Raw genomic sequence first — 19,567 nt, forward strand, 5'->3', positions numbered from 1 at the left:
CAATCGTGTGGGGGGTGTGCCATCACTATAGAGTGCGGGAGAGGTATTGACGTGTGGCATAAATGACAGATAACGTGAAGATTATGACAATCGTTCGGGATACTCATGCAAAACCCTCTTGTTGTCGCCCTGGCCTATGACGGTCTGTGCACCTTTGAATTTGGCGTGGTGGTGGAAGTATTTGGTTTGCCGCGCCCGGAAATGGGCGAAAACTGGTATCGCTTTGCGGTAGCGGGAATCGAAGCTGGCGAGCTGAGAGCCATGGGCGGGATCCGTCTGGCGGTAGACGGCGATTTGTCTCTACTGGAACAAGCCGGAACGATTGTTGTGCCCGGCTGGCGCGGTGCCGATGAACCGGTTCCCGAAGCATTGTGCAAAGCATTACGCAAGGCACATGCGCGCGGAGCGCGAGTGATGTCGATTTGCTCCGGCGTGTTTGTGCTGGCAGCCGCAGGTTTACTTGATGGATTGCAGGCCTCAACCCACTGGCGTTATACCGAAAAACTGCAACAGCGCTATCCGCAAATCGAAGTGATGCCGGATGTGTTGTATATCGATAACGGTTCGGTGCTGACCTCCGCAGGCAGTGCGGCAGGGATTGATTTAAGTCTGCATCTGGTGCGGCGTGATTACGGCCAGTTTGCCGCCAACAGCGTGGCGCGCAGGCTGGTGGTGCCGCCGCATCGCGTCGGTGGGCAGGCGCAGTTTATCGAGCAACCGATGCCCGTCGCCTATGAAAGCCAGCGTCTTAGCCCGCTGTTTGATTATCTGCAAAACCATCTTGCCGACGAGCACACCGTTGAGTCGCTGGCGACTTTTACCGGCATGAGCCCGAGAACCTTTTTACGCCGTTTTGCCGCCACAACCGGCACCACGCCCTCGCGCTGGTTGCTGAATATGCGCCTGACTCGCTGCCGTGATTTACTGGAAAGCAGCACGCTGTCTATCGACGAAATTGCCGAACGCGTCGGGTTTGGCAGCGCCGCCACTTTACGCCACCATTTCCGCGCTAAGCTTTCCACCACACCTGCGGCGTACCGGAAGACTTTTACTTCAGGTAACGAAAAAATGATTACTTCACGCTAAACAACGTGATAGAGATAACGGCATTATTTGAAAGTTGAGCATATGAATTTATCTGGAGTAGATATGCGTAAATTGAATGTCTTGTTTTTTTCCGCGGCCCTGATGGCCGGTTCTTTGCCAATGGCGTTTACCGCTCAGGCAGCTGAAGCTCCGGTCGCCGACCCTGCGCCAGCCGTTGCACCGGCAGCACCGGCAGCACCTGCTGCACAAAACTCTTATGAAATCACCGAGTTCCATGCTGATTACCAGCCATTCAAAATTGGCGACATCGTGCCGGACTTGTACCGTACCAAGCCCTATCAGATTGATGCCTGGAAAATCCGACACCTGCCAGCACCGGAAGCCGGTAGCCACTGGACGTACATGGGCGGGAACTACGTGTTGATTAGCGATGCGGAAGGGAAGATTTTACGTGCGATGAGAGGCGAGATTTTTTATCAGCACTAACAGAACAAACCCCGGTTAACCACAGATGGTTAGTTGTAGGTTGGATAAGCGCCATCCACCGGTTTTGTCGGATGACGCTTTCGCTTATCCGACCTGGGAAGAGGTTTTCCCCCGGTTAACGACCGGGGTTTTCATATCAAAAAACGGCTAATTTATGCGACACGCATCGCTTTAATTTTCGTGTAGCCGTACTCAAAAATCATATCCGTGGTGCACATAAACACAATCACATCACCCGAGCCGCACTCTTCCAGCGTTTCGTTTAATTCTGTATCAAACTCTTTTGACAACTGCGGCATCAACATCTGCATATCGCCTGGATAATCTTCGTCTTCGTCCGCTGGCATATCTTCAATTTTTGAACCGCGCACCACATAAACCAACACATTTTTGTCGTTGAATACGATGGGCGCACGCAGATGCTTGCCCGTAGGATGCTTAGCCATTTTGTTACCCTTTTGCTTTACGCTTGAAATTTGGCGCTATCCTCGCAAAAGATGAGACGAAAAGACAGTCTCAGTGTGATGACAAGCGGTCATAACCCACTAAGCTTGTCGGGTAGCAAAACTCAAACTGAGGTTAGTATGAACCAGAAAATGGCTGCTCAATGTCACTGTGGTGCTGTCGCATTTACCGTGGAACTCAGCGATGGATTTAATACTATTCGCCGCTGTAACTGCTCATTTTGCCGTATGCGCGGCGCGGTTGCGGTCTCGGCACCGCTATCGGGAATCGAGATTATCAGGGGCAAAGATAAACTGACTGAATACCGCTTTAATACCGGTGAAGCGGTGCATTTTTTCTGTTCGGTATGCGGGATTTACACCTTCCACCAGCGTCGCTCCAACCCGGAACAATACGGCGTTAACGTCGCCTGTATTGAAGGTGTTTCGCCTTTTGATTTCCCAAAAATTCCGGTATCGGAAGGAGCGCACCATCCAAATGACGGCGGTGGCGGCGTGGCGGGGTATTTGACGTATACGGCGATAAAATGAATTCATGCTCTGGCATTGAGGATACCGGTTGGTATCCTCAGAAAGATTAACGCCCTTCCCCCAGCCGCCAAATCTTCTCCGCATAGCGCCCGACCAGCGCCAGCGAGATGGCAAGCAACAGGAAGAAAATCACTTTGTTGGTGCTGTCCCAGAACAGTTCGAAATAACGCGTGTAGAGGTTGATACCGAGGAAGGTTAAACCGAAACCGCGCAGCATACCGTCGTCGGTTTTCAGGCTTATCCAGATGCACGCCAGCGCCGCCAGTGCAAACAACAGTGACCAGTGCAGCAGCTCAATCTGGCGCACTCCCTGCCAGATATCGATATCGTAATTGCCGAAGATCGACAAAATCCACAGCGCGATAAACAGATACAGCAGCCCCATCGCTTTGCTGACGTTGAATAAATTGCGCTGCTGTAAGCGCGTTTTCAGCAGATAACAGCCCGCAAGCAGCACCGCCCCGAATAACACAAAGCGAATCGGGTAACTCATCCCGAGCCAGTATGCTCCCCATCCGGAAGCATAACCCGTGGACGTACCGAAGAAGCTGCCCAGGGCCAGCAGGCAAAATAGCCAGATCAACCCGGAGCGCGCCAGATAGCCGATTGCGCCATAGGTCGCGCAGCCCAGTAAGAACAGCGGAGCGACATTTCCGCTGCCGTTATCCAGCGCCATGCCGACTTGCGATAAACACAGCGCGGTGAATAACACGCCGAGGAACACAATCGCTTCATTGCTGTAGCGTTTTTCCGGTGTGCGTTTTTGGCGACGGAAACCCCAGAAGTAACAAGCGGCGGCAATAATAGCCAGAATTATGGCGCGGGTGGCGTAGCCGAAATTAAACAGCAGCGACAACAGAACTTCATCGGCGACAAGACTGCCGATGGCGATAATCACGCAGGCCAGCGCAATCCAGAAGGCGTAGCGGCTCATCCGTTGCCAGTCAAAAAGTTGCACCGAAAGGTTTTGTTGTAGCCGCTGTTGTTCGTCGGCATCAATCACCCCTTCCTGACGCCAACCTTCCAGCGTGCGCTGGACGATCTTTTCCTGTTTGCGTGTGACTTTCATACGGTTTTCCTTACCTGAATCCAGGCTTCAGGTTACAACATCTTGTCGTAATCTAAGAGATGACACATTCTGATTAGTGAATTTTAGCCGAGGAAAAACCGATGCAAGACTGGAACCCTGCTCTCTATTTACAGTTTGAAGCCGAACGCACCCGCCCCGCCGCTGAATTAGCCGCACGCATCCAATATCCCGGCGCACAACAGGTCTCTGATTTAGGTTGCGGTCCGGGCAACAGCACGGCGCTGTTGCGTAAAGCCTTCCCCGAGGCGACGGTAACGGGCGTAGATAACTCCCCGGCAATGCTCGAAAAAGCACGCACGGCTTTGCCTGATTGCCAGTTTGAGAACGCGGATGTCGCCCACTGGCAACCTGCGGTGAAGCAAGATGTGATTTACGCTAATGCCTCATTGCAGTGGTCAGGCGACCATGCGCAACTGTTCCCGCATCTGGTGGCCCAACTCGCGGATAACGGGGTGTTAGCGGTACAAATGCCGGATAACTGGCAAGAGCCAACTCATGCTCTGATGCGCCAGGTGGCGGCGGAATTAGGCCATCCGGATTCAGGGCGTGAAGCCTTACTTAGCGCACACGAGTATTACGATTTGCTGGCGCAAGCGGGCTGCAGGGTGGATATCTGGCGCACCACCTATTTCCACGTGATGCCCTCTGCACGAGCGATTATCGACTGGCTCAGTTCTACTGGTTTGCGACCCTATCTGGCGGAGCTTGATAACATCCAGCAGCACGCGTTTCTCGCGCGGTATCACGCTCTGTTACAACAAGCCTACCCGCCGCAACACGATGGCAATGTGCTGATGTTGTTCCCACGCCTGTTTATGGTGGCGCGTAAAACGAAAGCGTAGCGACTTGCGTCAGAACTGGCGTCAGAACTGGCGTAAAGGGTGAATGGTGCTCGCGCTATTCAAGACGCAGCGGTGGAAGTTTGTCGAACACCGATCGCAGGCAACTGCCCCACAAGGTGCGGATCTCGCTGAAATAGTCGTGCTGCGCGGTGATGGCGTACTGGCGCGAGTCATCAAAACTGTCGCTATGGTAGATCATCACATCGAGCGGCAGGCCCACGGAGAGATTCGAGTTAAGCGTCGAGTCCATAGAAATCAAGGCGCACTGCACCGCTTGTTCAAGGCCGGTATCGTGACTGACGATGCGGTCGATTATCGGTTTGCCATATTTGCTTTCACCAATCTGGAAATAGGGCGTGTCGACGGTCGCTTCAATGAAATTGCCTTCGGCGTAAATATGGAACAGACGCATCCCTTCGCCGCGAATCTGCCCGCCGAGAATAAAGGTGGCAGTAAAATCCGCCCCATCCCGGGCAATCACCTCTTTTAGCGTTTGCCCTACCAGCACGGCGGCGTCATACAACGAGCAGACGGTGTAGAGATTTTGCGTCGTGGCATCCTGCGCGCGGTGCTGTAGCAAGTTGATGACGCTTTGGGTGGTCGCCAGATTTCCCGCACTTTGCATGATTAACGTGCGGTCATCTCCACGATGGAAAACGTGCAGTTTCTTGAATGTCGAAATGTGGTCAACGCCTGCGTTGGTTCGCGAATCACTGACAAAAATCATCCCGCAAGCCAGCCGCATGGCGACGCAATAAGTCATAAAAATCCCCTGTCTGGAAATGGACGGGGCTGCTCGCCCGTCAAATCGCTTCGTTATTGTTGCGCGCTTTGCATACGCTGAACGGCGGCCACGGTTTCCATCCCTTCATCGCCGCCGCCCATGCGCACACCCCGCACCGGGCAGGCGTCAAGATAGTCGAACCCCACCGCCAGTTTAAGATGGTGACAGGTGTTGCGTGTGTTGTTGGTGATGTCAAAACTGTGCCAGTGCCCTTCTACCAGCGCTTCCACCCAGGCGTGCATCGCCACGTGCGCACTGTCCGGGGTGTAGAGATAACCGCTGACATAACGTGCGGGGATGCCAAGGCTGCGGCAGCAGGCGACAAACACGTGGGCGTGATCCTGGCAAACGCCCACGCCTGCGGCGAACACTTGCGCGGCGCTGTCTTTCACATTGGTGCCGCCTGGCGTATAAGGCATGCGCTCCAGCACTTCGCCCATCATCACGGTCAGGCTCGCAAGCGGTGCCGTCTCCTGCCAGTAATTCCCGGCAAAGGCCAGAATCGCGCTATCCGGTTGGGTTAATGGCGTGTGGCGCAACCACACCAGCGGCGAAAGGGATTCGCAGGCACCGTCATCAATCACCTGGTCTTCGGCAATTTCCACCACGCCAGTGGCTTTAATACTGATTGACTGATGCGGGCGGTCAAGCGTCAGGACATGCAGGATATTGCCGAAGGCGTCGGTGGTCTGCACCGCTTCTACCGGCAAGGCAAGTTCCCAGGAAATAATGTGCTGATGTTGTGACTCCTGCGGCGTGAGGCGCAAATATTGGGTGCTGTGTTTGACCAGTTCGTCATAGCTGTAATGCGTGCTGTGCTCAATCGTCAGTCTCATTGTGCCTCCAGATAGGTGTATTGGATGCTTTCGGAAATCGCATTCACCTGACTTAAAAAGCGGGTCAGCCAGCTTTGCAGACCGGAATCGATGACGTCATCTAAGGTGCTAAAGCGTAGTTCAGCATGCAGCACATGCGCCAGGCGGCGTGGTGCATTGGCACTGTGCCCGCCAATCAACTCCAGTTGGTTGACCACTTCTTCGATGCACGAGCGCAGAGAACGCGGGCTTTCGCTACGCAAAATCAGCAGATCCGCGACCATTTCGCGTACCAGTTGTTGTTTGTAGATGCTGTGATAAGCCTCCCGGGCGCTGACGGCGCGTAACAGAGTGTCCATGCGATAGTGTTCGCGCACCGCATCAGGGTCGTTATCCAGCAGCTGGTTTTTCACACCGAGCAAACGCGCGGTACTGTCAGCACGCTCCAGTAACGTGCCAATCCGGATAAACGACATGGCGTCGTTACGTAGCATGGTGCCGAACATCGCACCGCGAAACAGATGCGAGCGCTCTTTGACCCAGTCGAAAAAGTCATCGGCATTACTGCTGTTGACGCCCTCTTTGCGCAGGCGCTTCATCTCAATCCACGCGGAGTTAAGACTCTCCCACACTTCCGATGACAAACTGCCGCGCACCGCGTGAGCATTTTCCCAGGCCGATTGTAAGCAGCTGTAGATACTGCTTGGGTTACGGTTATCGAGGGCAAAGTAGTCGAAAATCCCCGGCATCGTCAGCTGCTGGTAATGCTCCCAGTATGCCGTGCCGCTGCCGGTTAAATTCAGCGGTACCTGCAAATCCTGATGCCCGGTTTCGCGAAACGGCATCATGGATAAACGGTTGGTCACGTCCAGTACCCGGGCGATGTTTTCGGCGCGTTCCAGATAACGGGCCATCCAATAGAGTTCACTGGCGGTGCGGCTTAGCATGATGTGTCGTCCTCCAGAACCCAGGTATCTTTGGTGCCACCGCCCTGGGACGAGTTCACCACCAGCGAGCCTTTTTTCAGCGCCACACGCGTTAATCCTCCTGCAATCAAGCGTGTTTCTGCGCCATACAGCGCAAACGGACGTAAATCGATATGGCGCGGTGCCAGCCCTTCTTCGACAAAGGTCGGGCAGGTTGAGAGCGCGAGCGTGTCCTGGGCAATGTAGTTTTGCGGACGCGCTTTTAACACGGCGCGAAACGCTTCGAGCTCCGCTTTACTGGCCGCAGGGCCGATTAACATGCCGTAACCGCCTGCCCCGTGAACCTCTTTCACCACCATTTGATCGAGGCGCGAAAGCACAAAGTTCAACTGGTCGGCATGGCGGCATTGCCAGGTCGGCACGTTGTTGAGAATGGGTTCCTCAGAGAGATAAAAGCGGATCATCGCCGGAACATACGGGTAGATAGATTTGTCGTCGGCGACGCCTGTGCCGATAGCGTTCGCCAGCACGACGCCGCCTGCACGGTACACCGACAGCAGACCGGGTACGCCGAGCATCGAGTCAGGGCGGAATGCCAGGGGGTCGAGAAACGCGTCATCAACCCGGCGATAAATCACATCCACTTTGCACGGGCCAAGCGTGGTACGCATGAAGACCGCGCCCTCTTTGACAAACAAGTCGGCGCTTTCTACCAGTTCGACGCCCATCTGTTGTGCCAGGAAACTGTGTTCGAAATAGGCACTGTTAAAGCGCCCGGGGGTTAACACCACCACCGTCGGATCGTTAACGGGCGAGCTTTCACGCAGGGTTTGCAGCAAATGTGAGGGGTAGCGCTCGACGGGGCGAATGCGCTGCTGGGCAAATAACTCCGGATACAACCGCATCATCATTTTGCGGTTTTCCAGCATGTAGGAGACGCCGGAAGGAGTGCGGAGGTTATCTTCCAGCACGTAATATTGCCCGTCGCCCCCGCGCACCATATCCACGCCAATAATATGCGCGTAGATATCGCGATGAAGATTTATCCCCTGCATACACGGTTGGTATTGATCGTTTGCCAGCACCTGCTCGGCGGGAATGACCCCGGCTTTGAGAATATGTTGGTCGTGGTAGATGTCGTGCAAAAAGAGGTTCAGCGCCTGCACGCGCTGGCGGATCCCGGCATCGAGCATCGCCCATTCTGCGGAAGGAATAATGCGCGGCACGCTATCAAACGGAATTAACCGCTCGGCGCCATCCTCGTCACCATAGACATTAAAAGTGATCCCGACACGGTGAAACAGCAGTGCAGCTTCCTGTTTCTTGCGCATCACAGCACTGCTGTCGGCCCGTTGTAACCAGTTCCAGTAATTCCCGTAATGGCCACGATGGTGACCATCGACCGCAAACATTTCATCAAAAAAAGAGGCCGCACCAGGGTCCATATTGATCATAATTCCCTCGCTTAATGCCATGGAGTTAACAGGAATTAAGCAGGAAATATGCCAGGTGGTTTTTGGTGCAAAAAGCGCCATGAATTGCGCATCTGAAGGGCAAAGATCCAGACGACTGCACTGGTATAGAGCGGGCAACCGTGAGAGTCACCCGCCTTTTGCACTATTTTGAGGAAACTTCCGCACACTGGATCCAGCGAACACGCAAGGTGTCATACGCCCAGTTATAAATCACGCTATACGGCAGGAAGAACAGGAAGAAACCAATCTCGACCATAAACGCCTGCAGCAATGAAATGTTGAGCATCCAGGCCGCCAGCGGCAGGCCAATCAGGATAAAGCCCCCTTCAAAGCCCAGCGAGTGCGCGATGCGCAGCGGCAAACGGCGCTTTTGCCCGACCGGGAAAAACTTATCGAAACCGGCGTTATAAATCATGTTCCATACCATAGCGACGGTAGAAAGCATGATGGCCAGCGCCCCCATCTGGAATAACGGTTTGTTCAGGATCCACGCCGCCAGCGGCGCACAAATCGCAATAGCGATGACTTCGAAACCCACCGCATGAATCACGCGTTCGGTAAATGTTCTATTTTGAGACTGCATAACACACTCCAGACTTTCTCACAGCGATATGGCTATGCAGCGCATTATCATCGCAAATACTGGTAGACTAAAGCCAATAGCCATCGATAAAAGCGATACATCCGTCATACTTCGAGTTGCATGTGCGTTGGCTACGTTTACTCACCCGACAAATCTGCCGGGAGCAGATTTGAACGCTGTTTACAGCGCCCCGAAGGGGTGAGGCCCATGGATGGGCCGAATAATCACTTACCTGTGTAAGCTCATCGGGACTCGCTCACTTGCCGCCTTCGTGCATCTCAAATTATTTAGGATGATAGATAATGAATTACTCCCCTGAATCCCTGGAAGCCTTTTTGCAGGCGGTAGAAACCGGATCGTTTTCTGCGGCTGCGCGCAAACTTAAGAAAAGCCAGTCAACGATAAGCAGCGCGATTGCCAATCTGGAGGCCGATTTAGGCGTAACGCTGTTTGACCGCCAGAGCCGTCAACCGGTGTTAACCGCCCAGGGGCAGCATGTGTTGCCGTATGTCCAATCCATCATGGCGGCTGGCGAGCGGCTAAATGAAGTTTCGGTACGCCTGGCCGCAGACGTGGAGCCACGCCTGAGTTTTGTGCTGTCAGATGTCTGGCAAACCGCGCATCACGAAGCCATCCTGCAGCGTTTTTCTCAACGCTTCCCTGACATCGAGTTTGAATGTTTGATTGCAGAAGATGATGACGTTATCGACCTGATTCAGAATGGTCGTGCGCACGTTGGCGTGTTGCGGGTGCAGCCGCGCTACCCGGTAGATGTCACCGTGGCGCGATTACAGGTCGGTGCGGAAATGGGGATTTATATTCATCGGCAGCATGAGTTAGCGCAACGGGAAGTCGTCGAAATGGACCATTTACAGACGGTGCGCCAACTTTGCCTGAGTACTTTTACCGATCCATCACGTCATAAAAGCGGTGGCCCGATGTGGTCTTCACCGTCGTTGTTGATGCTGCTGGAGATGGCGGAACAAGGTTTTGGATGGGGGATTTTGCCGCGCTGGCTGGTGGAGCAATTTGGGCACGATATTTTGCGGGAGTTGCCGGTTGCAGGCTGGCCGCAACGCATTGATGTGGATGTTGTGTGGTCAAATAAAACGCCCCCGGGTCATGCAGGGCGATGGATGATTGATCAGTTGCGGGCGCAGATCCCTTAAGGGAATGTCGGATGACGCTTACGCTTATCCGACCTACAAAACCCTAGCCATATCAGTCACGTTGCCACGTAGGTCGGATAAGCACAGCGTCATCCGACAGAAAAAACCAAAGCCATATCAGTCACGTAGGTCGGATAAGCGCAGCGTCATCCGACAATGTTTATTTGCGCGGCAATGTCTTCAACAACTCATCCGGGCTGATTGACGCCACCACATCGCTGCCCGGTAACGGCATTTTGAGGATATGGTTCTTCATCTTCCCGATAACGTGCATTTCACACGGCTTGCAATCAAACTTCAGCGTCAGAACTTCGTCCTGATGAATCAATTGCATTGGCGTAGCACGCCAGCTTTTTACTGAGCCTTTCGCCTGTTTCGGGCACAAGTTAAAAGCAAAACGCAGACAATGCTTGGTGATCATCACCGGCACTTCGCCCTTCTCTTCGTGCGCTTCATACGCGGCATCAATCAATTTCACGCCGTAACGCTGATAAAACTCGCGTGCTTTGTGGTTGTAGACGTTCGCCAGGAACGTCAGGTGTTCGTCCGGATAGACTGGTGCCGGTACGCTCACCGCTTTGCGGCTACCGCGTTGGTATTGCTGCAAGCGCGCGTCGCTCAACTCATCAATCGCTTCACGACGTAACTGGTTCAGCTGGCTGTTAGGAATAAACAGCGCGGCCGGTAAATTCAGGTCAACTTTACGTGCCTGATACATCGTTTGCCCCAGTTTCCCGAGGCTGTCGCGCAGGTTGGAATAAGCTTTTTCAGGGTTATTCGCCACTTCAAACTGCCCTTCCAGGGTTTTGCTGACACTGACACCGTCTTCACTGGTAACAGTCAAAACCAGTTGTTCCTGCCAGCCGCTTAACTCCATATCCACCGCAATGCGACGTTCGCTGGAGGTTTTGGTCAGCGCCTGTTGCCAGTTATGGTCAAGGTTCCGGTTTAGCGGATGATTCGGACGCACGTTTTTCAGCGTTTCCGGCATCTCATTTGGCCAGACGCGGTACTGATTTTTACCGGTTTTCTCCACGGTATTCGCACGGAAACCGACGATTTCACGTTTAATCAGCACGTTCAGACCATCACCATTGGTCAGGGTATCGGTGACATTCACATCGAGGAAATCTTTGCCGACTTTCAGCACTTCGCCCACTGGCAGACCGATGTATTTAGGTGAGTCAAAGGCACCGATATCGATTTTGCGCTCGTTAACAAAGTAATCGGTGCTGCCGCGGTGGAAAGTTTTATCCGGCGAGGGGATAAAGAAATGCGAAGTCACACCCGCTGACGCGCGAACTAAATCGGTGCGCTGCTCCATTAATTCATCAAGCAACTGGCGGTAATACGAGGTGATGTTTTTCACATAGCTCATATCTTTGTAGCGCCCTTCAATCTTGAAGGAACGCACGCCCGCATCGACCAGTGCGGCCAGGTTGGCGCTCTGATCATTGTCTTTCATCGACAACAGGTGTTTTTCATAAGCCACAACGCGGCCCTGATCGTCTTTAAGGGTATAGGGCAAACGGCATGCCTGGGAACAATCACCCCGGTTCGCACTGCGCCCTGTCTGAGCGTGAGAGATATTACACTGCCCGGAATACGCCACGCACAACGCCCCGTGAATAAAGAATTCAATGGTGGCGTCGACGTTTTCGTGGATAGCGCGAATTTGGTTGAGGTTCAGTTCACGCGCCAGCACGATTTGCGAGAAACCGACATCCGACAAAAACTTCGCCTTTTCCACGCTACGAATGTCGCACTGAGTACTGGCGTGGATTTCAATAGGTGGGAGGTCCATTTCCATCACGCCCATGTCCTGCACAATCAGCGCATCGACACCGGCCTGATACAGGTCGTGGATCATGCGGCGCGCCGGTTCGAGTTCGTTGTCATGCAAAATGGTGTTGAGGGTGACGAAAATCTTCGCCCCATAACGATGAGCAAACGGCACCAGTTCTGCCAGGTCTTGCAGGCTGTTACCGGCATTATGGCGAGCGCCAAAGCCAGGCCCACCGATGTAGACCGCATCCGCACCATGCAAAATAGCTTCGCGGGCGATGGCGGTGTCACGGGCAGGACTGAGTAGTTCAAGATGATTGGCGTGCAGGCGCATAGTGAATGTGTTTTCTGTGTTATGGGCGAAAGGCGGCTATTGTAGTCAGATTAGGCACGTAAGCAAAGATCTGCGCGGCACACAGAAGCTGTGTCCAGGGTCTGGTCTCGATGGGGTATTTTCCCTGGCTCTGACACAAGGTTAAATAACACGGGGTTAGCTAAAGATGCTGTATTCCATATTGATATAACTTATACTAACCATGAGAATAATTACAAAGTGTTATCATATTAGACCTGTTTATGTGGGGGCTAATTGAATGACTCAGTTAAGATGATTGCAAATGACAAAAAACATAGAACACTCAAAGCTTTATCAATCGGAAGGTGTGAGGCTTTTATATAACAACTCATTACCAGGCATTCTGATTACCTTTATTGCTTCTACCACCCTCGCCTTCACTTTTATCAATCAAAACAATTTCAATGCAAAAACAGCCTGGTGGCTGGTGATGACGGTGGTTCTCGCCGTACGAGTGTTTGATACACGGATGTGGTTAAAATGTGATGCAGAATGCAAAAGCAAGAAAAGCTGGGTGATTCGCTTCTCTTGTGGATGTTTATTAACGGCGGTCTTGTGGAGCCTGTATGCGGTCTTGTTCTATCAACAATTTTCTATTGAAGAGCTGAGCACCACCAACGTGATACTCGCGGCAATGGCAGGAGGCGCAACCAGCATACTTTCTGCGAATCTTCTGCTTGCCTCGCTTTATAACATTATTATCCTGATGCCGATGTCAATCGTGCTGATGATGCAGCCTGAGCAATATAAATTTAATCTTGGCGGGCTGGGCGTTTGCTTCACGATAATAATGATTATCTCATCAGCGCGTTCCGCGAATTATATTAAAGAAGCCATTTTACTGCGTTACAGAAACAAAAAACTCGTCTCGCGCATGGAAGAAACCATCCGCATCAGGACGCAAGAAGTTTATGAAATCTCGGATAAAGATTCGCTGACCCGCTTATATAATCGAACGGCTTTTTTAGCTGCCGTCGACCGCGTAGAACAGGATTTTAAGCAACATCACCTCACCGGCTTTTCAATCTTTTTTATCGACCTGGACGGCTTTAAAAACATCAATGACACGCTCGGCCATAATATTGGCGACAGCGTATTAGTTAATATCAGCGACCGGTTGAAAAGCTGCAATGCAGAAGACACGCTGATGTGCCGCTGGGGTGGCGATGAATTTATCCTGCTGGTGAAAGAGAGCCAACATCTGGCCATTAGCACTCTCGCCCATCAAATCACCACCAGCCTTTCTGCGCCGATGAATTTAGGTGACCATACCGTTACCCTCAACGCTACCATTGGCATTGCGATATGCCCGGAGCACGAGACCTCAATTACCCGCCTGATTCAACTGGCGGACATCGCTATGTATTCGCAAAAAGGTAAATATCCGGAACGCGTGGCGTTTTATAATCTCTATCTGGAACGCAATCTACGCCGCAAAATCATGCTCAACGAGGCGCTAAAGTTCGCCCTCGAGCGCCAGGAGTTTCGTCTTGTCTACCAGCCGATTGTCGATGCCGCAGGCAAGATAGTCAGTTTTGAAGCGTTAATGCGCTGGCGTTATGAAGGGCAGGAAATCTCGCCGGTCGAATTTATCCCTTTAATGGAACAAAGCGGTCGCATCGTTGACGTCGGCAGCTGGGTGCTGGAAGAGGCCTGTAAAACATTATCCAGGATGCGCGAGGTTCATGCGGAAATCTGTATGTGCGTGAATATTTCGCTGATTCAGTTTTATGATAAAGGCTTTGTGAATAACGTTAACCGGGTTATTGACGAATATGCCATCCCGGGACATTTGCTACATCTTGAAGTCACGGAATCGATATTCCAGTCCGATCAAATGCAGATTAACCAAAAAGTCAGCCAGTTACAGCAATGCGGCGTGAAGTTCTCCGTCGATGATTTCGGCACCGGTTATTCCAGTCTGTCCATCATCCAGAACATGAATATCGATTATATTAAAATTGACCGTTCCTTTATTCAGCACATTGAACAAAAAGGCCTGTCTATTGTGCAGGCGGTGATGAATATGTCCCAAAGTCTCAATTTTATTGTGATTGCAGAAGGTGTCGAAACTGAGAAGCAACGCCAGATCCTGGAAAATTGCGGTATTCCCTATATGCAGGGCTACTATTTTTCACGCCCAATGGAGCACCAGGACGCGTTGGTTTATCTGAGGGATCATTTCAATATCATCCGGTCTGTTGTTAACGGTTTGTAATGCTATAGTTTGCCGTCAACAATAAGGAAGATATGATGCGCTCGATTTCAATTCCGTTACCCACGGTACTGACAGGGTTTGTCGCCGTTTTAGTCGGCTACGCCAGTTCAGCTGCCATTATCTGGCAGGCGGCAGAAGCCGCGGGTGCCAGTCCAATGCAAATTGCGGGCTGGCTGACGATGCTGGGTATTGGCATGGGTATCAGTACGCTGGTGCTGACGATTTGGTATCGCGCACCGATCCTTACCGCCTGGTCAACACCGGGTGCCGCATTACTCGCCACTAGCCTGCCGGGACAATCGCTGAACGAAGCCGTTGGCGTATTTATCTTCGCTTCGTTTTTGATTCTGCTGTGCGGTGCCACTGGGTTATTCGCCCGTTTAATGCGCCTGATCCCCGCCACATTGTCCGCCGCCATGCTCGCTGGGATCCTGTTGCGATTTGGCCTGGATGCCTTTACCTCGTTGCAGGGTAATTTTTTACTAACCGCGAGTATGCTACTTGGCTGGTTGTTGGCTAAAGTCTGGGCTCCGCGTTACGCGGTTGTGGTCGCCATGGTAGTTGGCCTGCTGGTCTGCGTGATGGGCGGCCAGTTGCAGCATGGAAACGTGCCGGTTGCGATGGTGATGCCCGAATTTACTGTTCCGCACTTTTCTACCGGCAGCTTGCTCGGTATCGGTATTCCGTTCTTTCTCGTCACGATGGCGTCACAAAATGCGCCAGGCGTTGCGACGCTCAAAGCCTCGGGTTATGACATCCCTGTCTCACCGCTGATTGTCGTCACCGCCGCCATTGCTCTGTTGCTGGCACCATTTGGGGTGTTTTCAGTGTGTATTGCGGCGATCACGGCCGCCATTTGCCAGGGAGCGCAAGCGCATCCTGATCCTGCAAAACGCTGGCTGGCTGCCGCGTCGGCGGGAGTATTCTATTTGCTGGCCGGCATTTTTGGCGGCTCAATTACCACGTTGCTCACCACGCTCCCGGTTGCTTACATCCATACCCTAGCGGGACTGGCATTACTGAGCACCATTGCCGGGAGTTTGTATCAGGCGTTAAACCATGAACGCGAGCGCGATGCCGCGATAGTGACCTTTTTAGTCACGGCATCCGGCGTTAATTTGTTGGGGATCGGTTCGGCTTTTTGGGGACTGGTTGCGGGCGGGGTTTGTTACGCGCTGTTCTCATTTTCCCGCCGCGCGTAGCTGCGAAGGCGTTATACCGAACGAGGCTTTAAAGCGATTGCTGAAATGGCTTGCTGAGCTAAATCCGCAAGCCATCGCAATATCGGTCAGGGTTAACGGGCTGTGTTTCACCAGGTTTTCGGCGCGCAACATTCGGCGTTGCATCACATATTGATGCGGGGCCAGCTGGGTTGATTGCTTAAACATTCTGGCAAAGTGAAACTCGCTTAAACCGGATTCCAGTGCCAGTTCGCTCAGCGTTAACGGTTCGCTGAGATGCTGTTCAATGTATGCCTGGATATTACGTAACACCGCCGGTGCCAGCCCTCCACGCACATTCGGCAATCGCCATTGCACGTTGCTATAGGTCTGAACCAGGTGGGTCAGTAATAAGGTTGATGCGGTGCTGAGCATTAAATGGTTCGCCCGTTGTTGCCAGTCGCTGCTGAGCAGAAAATGACGATACAACTGCGTAATACGCGGATCCTCACTGAAGATTTTCTCATCGAGCTGAATAGACGCCGGACTCCGGTCCCAGATTTGCTCCGCGATACTGCGTAAATGCGCATCGGTGCAATACAGATGCACAAACGAAAAATGGTTACGGATATCCCAGGTGGTTTCGCCATCTTGCGGCATCAGGCAGAATCTGTCAGGCCCGCCGCCATTTTTCCAGCCTGCCGACGTTTTCTGATACGTTTCATAGCCTTCATTCACGTACATGCTTAACGTGTGGTGGTTGCTGCATTGCGTCACGCGATCGAGGCTGTTTGACCACGCCGACAACTGGATACCCGATCCCAGCTGTACGTTATCTTCCAGCACGGCGTTGTGCTGGCGAAGATTTTCAAAAGCGTGATACGGCTGGGTCATGGCGAACTACCATCAAAGTTAAGAACTGACAGTTTATGTAGTGCGCCAGCCTGTTACCAGCCATTCACATTCCCCGGGTAAAAAAAAACCGCAAGAATATGCAAGTTCAGCAACGGCATGAAAGCATGCATGTACGTATGCGCCGATACTCCCGCTATCCGTTTGGGGAGATAACAAAATGAATGCATTACTTTATATTTCTGTGGTGGTGATTTGGGGAACGACCTGGCTTGCAATCTACATGCAGCAAGGTGTGGTCTCCGTGCCCGTTTCTATTTTCTGGCGTTTTGCTGTTGCCGCGGTGGTGATGCTTATCGTGCTGCGCGCGTTGGGGCGTTTACGTCGTATCAGTTTGCGCGACCACTTGTTCTGTATGCTGCAAGGCGGCTGTGTATTCGGCTTCAATTTCGTCTGTTTTTATCATGCGGCGGCGTATATCAGCTCCGGACTTGAGTCAGTAATATTTTCCATGGCGGTGCTGTTTAACGCGGTTAATAGCCTGATTTTCTTCCGCCAGCGCCCTTCTAAAAACTTACTGCCAGCAGCGGTGCTCGGTATTTCTGGTGTTGTCGCGCTGTTCTGGCACGATCTGGTTGCCACACAACTGGCACCCTCACTGCTGATGGGCATCGGATTAAGCGCGCTCGGCACGTTTGGTTTTTCCCTGGGGAATATGATCAGCACCCGCCATCAACGCCGTGGGCTGGAGACGCTGTCGACCAATACTTACGCGATGTTTTATGGCACCGTGATTATGGGTGTGCTGGCATTGCTGCGTGGGGATTCGTTTATGCCCGAGTTCACGTTGCGCTACCTCGGCTCACTATTCTATCTGGCGATTTTCGGCTCGGTGATTGCCTTTGGGGCTTATTTCACTCTGGTGGGTCGCATCGGTGCCAGCCAGGCCGCTTACAGTACGCTGCTGTTCCCGCTGGTTGCGCTGAGTCTTTCCACTATTTATGAAGGTTATGTCTGGCACAGCAACGCCATTATTGGGCTGGTGATGATCCTGTTTGGGAATCTGGTGATGTTCTCAAAACCGGGGATGTTCAACTTCCTGACGCTGCGCTTATCCGGCCTACGAAGAGAAAAAAAAGGGAGCTAAGCTCCCTCAGATTGCTGACAAAGGGTGATAAAGGTGTTTTGTAGGGTGGATAAGCGTTAGCGTCATCCACCTTTTGCGCCAGTGGTGTCGGATGACGCTGCGCTTATCCGACCTGCGAAGAGGTTTGTCATCCGCAAAAAAAGGGAGCTAAGCTCCCTTTAGTTTCACGATTTCTGCGAGGTATCAAACGTTGAAGCATCCGTTGCCAGGTCATCAACAACCTGTTTGAGAGTGTCCAGCGTCATCTCGGTATTTTCGTTGCTCAAATCCTCGCCTTCGCCTTTACGCACGACACGCATCACCGTTTTCTGCGTTGCCGCATCAATGAGCTCCGCCTCGAAATAGAGGTTGGTGTTCATGGTACGGTGGCCCGTCGCCGCTTGCGTGCCTGCGACTACCAGCGCGATAGGCACCACTTCGTAGAATTGCAGGCCTTGTTTGGAACTGTCTACCGCAGTGATTGCACCACGGAAAATCAGGCTGTGAGAGTCAGGTTTCGCCACCAGTGGAATGCGTTGTTGTGCAGCACCTTTAAGTTTGGTGTTGGTGTAGTTCAACAATCCATCCAACATTTTCTTACCAATCTGCGTGTTCGGCGTCGGTTCAGGATAATAGGTTATCGGGTTATAAACGAGGCTATCGTAATTGCTTCCTTTATAGTCAGGATCAACCCACCGCATTATGGTTCTGCCAGTGGACGTTTCCGTTTTTTGCAATCCTGAATAGTCTTTTAAAAATCCCGAATATTTTTCAGGTTCTGGTGTAGAAGAAGCACAACCTGCCAACGCTATTATTCCCGTAAGACATGCCGCTTTAAAATAAATTGAAATACTCATTAATCCTCCGTGTAGATTGCATGTAAGCGAGCGCGTTATAGCAATAAACAGGAGAATAATAAGCAGTGAAAAATGCTAATGAGTTTAAAAATGAACTTTTCAGAATAAATTATATAGCCACTCACAGATAAATAATAAGCTTTTAGTATGTATAAGCAAATTCATATAATTACGGTGAATATCAAGAAATAAACATGACACCTCACCCGGGTGTGGGCCGGCCAGTCGGCGGCTTTACTAAGAGGGCAAAAATCTGCCAGCAAATACTGATGGCAGGTTTTAAAAGCACCAGTAAATTAAATTTTTCGCGCCAGCATCGTCGCAAAACGCAATTTAATCCGGTTGCCTTGTTCGTCAGTTTTATGTAATTCGCCGGGATCTTCGTTGTATTTAATTAATTCCCAACCGGCGTAATAATTGCGCAACTCACCTTCTGCAAAAGCAAACGGGAAACCGACGGTACAGGGGAAATCGTCGGTATCCATGGCGGCGACAATCAGGTTGTAGCCCCCTGGTTTGGTACAGCGCTGCATGTTAGCAATCAGTCCCGGGATGGTGTTGCGTTCTAAAAACATCATCACCACGGTGGAAAGAATGAAATCGTATTCACCATCAAACTGTAATGCGTTCAAATCCACCACATCGGTGATGATGTTTTTCAGCCCTTCCGCCTCAATAATTTTATCCAGGTTACTGATGCTCATCTGGTTTTTGTCCCAGGCCGTCACATCAAACCCTTGTTGATTCAGATACAAGCTGTTGCGCCCACTGCCGCAGCCGAGATCTAAAGTTTTACCCGGCGGGATAAGGGTGACCGCATTCAACACTTCAGAATGGGTACGGGTTAAACCATATTTCTCGGTGTAATAATTTTCAGAAGCCATTTTGATTTGTCCTTTATAAAGTGCTTTTGAAATGCATTTTATGCAAATGCAAAGCAGAACTCCACATGAGGATTTACCTGCTACGGTTTAAGCAGCGACAGACAAAACACTGAGGCGA

Annotated in this window: 19 protein-coding genes; 8 read left to right on the forward strand and 11 right to left on the reverse strand. The window is 51.8% G+C overall.

Going from position 1 to position 19,567, the window contains the following annotated elements:
* Positions 1-105: 105 nt before the first annotated feature.
* Together ftrA and WBL83_RS00865 are read left to right on the forward strand one after the other, a co-directional pair.
* Positions 106-1,086, forward strand: coding sequence for a transcriptional regulator FtrA (gene ftrA, locus WBL83_RS00860; protein WP_424587364.1), 981 nt, complete (start codon positions 106-108; stop codon positions 1,084-1,086).
* Between the two features lie 120 nt (positions 1,087-1,206).
* Positions 1,207-1,533, forward strand: coding sequence for an RcnB family protein (locus WBL83_RS00865; protein WP_424588007.1), 327 nt, complete (start codon positions 1,207-1,209; stop codon positions 1,531-1,533).
* A 152-nt stretch (positions 1,534-1,685) separates the two neighbouring features.
* Here WBL83_RS00865 and WBL83_RS00870 read toward each other — a convergent pair whose 3' ends face one another.
* Positions 1,686-1,979, reverse strand: coding sequence for a hypothetical protein (locus WBL83_RS00870; protein ID WP_424587365.1), 294 nt, complete (start codon positions 1,977-1,979; stop codon positions 1,686-1,688).
* A 138-nt stretch (positions 1,980-2,117) separates the two neighbouring features.
* Between WBL83_RS00870 and WBL83_RS00875 the strand changes: the two genes are divergently transcribed.
* Positions 2,118-2,528, forward strand: coding sequence for a GFA family protein (locus WBL83_RS00875; protein ID WP_424587366.1), 411 nt, complete (start codon positions 2,118-2,120; stop codon positions 2,526-2,528).
* Between the two features lie 46 nt (positions 2,529-2,574).
* Here the strand turns inward: WBL83_RS00875 and WBL83_RS00880 are convergent, their stop codons facing one another.
* Positions 2,575-3,597, reverse strand: a complete 1,023-nt coding sequence (locus WBL83_RS00880; RefSeq protein ID WP_424587367.1) for a DUF2157 domain-containing protein — start codon at positions 3,595-3,597, stop codon at positions 2,575-2,577.
* Positions 3,598-3,698: 101 nt separating this feature from the next.
* Between WBL83_RS00880 and tam the strand changes: the two genes are divergently transcribed.
* The gene (gene tam, locus WBL83_RS00885; RefSeq protein WP_424587368.1) at positions 3,699-4,460 is read left to right on the forward strand and encodes a trans-aconitate 2-methyltransferase; all 762 of its coding nucleotides are present in this window, start codon (positions 3,699-3,701) and stop codon (positions 4,458-4,460) included.
* A gap of 55 nt (positions 4,461-4,515) precedes the next feature.
* Here tam and WBL83_RS00890 read toward each other — a convergent pair whose 3' ends face one another.
* The 5 genes from WBL83_RS00890 to WBL83_RS00910 form a co-directional block, all read right to left on the reverse strand.
* Complete coding sequence (locus WBL83_RS00890) at positions 4,516-5,223, reverse strand: peptidase (RefSeq protein ID WP_424587369.1); 708 nt, start codon at positions 5,221-5,223, stop codon at positions 4,516-4,518.
* Positions 5,224-5,276: 53 nt separating this feature from the next.
* Complete coding sequence (locus WBL83_RS00895) at positions 5,277-6,080, reverse strand: transglutaminase family protein (RefSeq protein ID WP_424587370.1); 804 nt, start codon at positions 6,078-6,080, stop codon at positions 5,277-5,279.
* Positions 6,077-7,006, reverse strand: coding sequence for an alpha-E domain-containing protein (locus WBL83_RS00900; protein ID WP_424587371.1), 930 nt, complete (start codon positions 7,004-7,006; stop codon positions 6,077-6,079). Before WBL83_RS00900 ends, WBL83_RS00895 begins: the two co-directional genes overlap by 4 nt.
* Positions 7,000-8,439, reverse strand: a complete 1,440-nt coding sequence (locus WBL83_RS00905) for a circularly permuted type 2 ATP-grasp protein (RefSeq protein WP_424588008.1) — start codon at positions 8,437-8,439, stop codon at positions 7,000-7,002. Before WBL83_RS00905 ends, WBL83_RS00900 begins: the two co-directional genes overlap by 7 nt.
* A 163-nt stretch (positions 8,440-8,602) precedes the next feature.
* Positions 8,603-9,043: a multidrug/biocide efflux PACE transporter gene (locus tag WBL83_RS00910; protein WP_424587372.1), complete on the reverse strand. Its 441-nt coding sequence runs from the start codon at positions 9,041-9,043 to the stop codon at positions 8,603-8,605.
* Positions 9,044-9,345: 302 nt separating this feature from the next.
* Here WBL83_RS00910 and WBL83_RS00915 point away from each other — a divergent pair, with 302 nt between their 5' ends.
* Entirely contained in the window at positions 9,346-10,212 is an 867-nt protein-coding gene (locus WBL83_RS00915; protein ID WP_424587373.1) for a LysR family transcriptional regulator, read from the forward strand.
* A gap of 160 nt (positions 10,213-10,372) precedes the next feature.
* On the opposite strand, the gene WBL83_RS00920 is transcribed toward WBL83_RS00915, so the two are convergent.
* The gene (locus tag WBL83_RS00920) at positions 10,373-12,331 is read right to left on the reverse strand and encodes a peptidase U32 family protein (RefSeq protein WP_424587374.1); all 1,959 of its coding nucleotides are present in this window, start codon (positions 12,329-12,331) and stop codon (positions 10,373-10,375) included.
* A 283-nt stretch (positions 12,332-12,614) separates the two neighbouring features.
* On the opposite strand from WBL83_RS00920, the gene WBL83_RS00925 reads away from it, so the two are divergent.
* Both WBL83_RS00925 and WBL83_RS00930 read left to right on the forward strand, forming a co-directional pair.
* Positions 12,615-14,570, forward strand: coding sequence for a putative bifunctional diguanylate cyclase/phosphodiesterase (locus WBL83_RS00925; protein ID WP_424587375.1), 1,956 nt, complete (start codon positions 12,615-12,617; stop codon positions 14,568-14,570).
* A 35-nt stretch (positions 14,571-14,605) separates the two neighbouring features.
* Positions 14,606-15,772, forward strand: coding sequence for a benzoate/H(+) symporter BenE family transporter (locus tag WBL83_RS00930; protein WP_424588009.1), 1,167 nt, complete (start codon positions 14,606-14,608; stop codon positions 15,770-15,772).
* Here WBL83_RS00930 and WBL83_RS00935 read toward each other — a convergent pair.
* Positions 15,752-16,624: an AraC family transcriptional regulator gene (locus WBL83_RS00935; protein ID WP_424587376.1), complete on the reverse strand. Its 873-nt coding sequence runs from the start codon at positions 16,622-16,624 to the stop codon at positions 15,752-15,754. The genes WBL83_RS00930 and WBL83_RS00935 overlap by 21 nt on opposite strands.
* Before the next feature lie 178 nt (positions 16,625-16,802).
* On the opposite strand from WBL83_RS00935, the gene WBL83_RS00940 reads away from it, so the two are divergent.
* Positions 16,803-17,729 carry a DMT family transporter gene (locus WBL83_RS00940; RefSeq protein WP_424587377.1) on the forward strand — a complete coding sequence of 309 codons (927 nt, stop codon included), beginning with the start codon at positions 16,803-16,805 and terminating at the stop codon, positions 17,727-17,729.
* 164 nt (positions 17,730-17,893) lie between these two features.
* Here the strand turns inward: WBL83_RS00940 and WBL83_RS00945 are convergent, their stop codons facing one another.
* Positions 17,894-18,565 (reverse strand): DUF3313 domain-containing protein, encoded by a 672-nt coding sequence (locus WBL83_RS00945; protein WP_424587378.1) that lies wholly within the window; start codon positions 18,563-18,565, stop codon positions 17,894-17,896.
* 296 nt (positions 18,566-18,861) lie between these two features.
* A complete protein-coding gene (gene tehB / locus WBL83_RS00950; protein WP_424587379.1) occupies positions 18,862-19,449 on the reverse strand; it encodes a tellurite resistance methyltransferase TehB in 588 nt (195 codons plus the stop codon).
* Positions 19,450-19,567 lie beyond the last annotated feature (118 nt).

The sequence above is a fragment of the Buttiauxella sp. genome, assembly GCF_049686335.1.
Classification (GTDB): Bacteria; Pseudomonadota; Gammaproteobacteria; order Enterobacterales; family Enterobacteriaceae; genus Buttiauxella.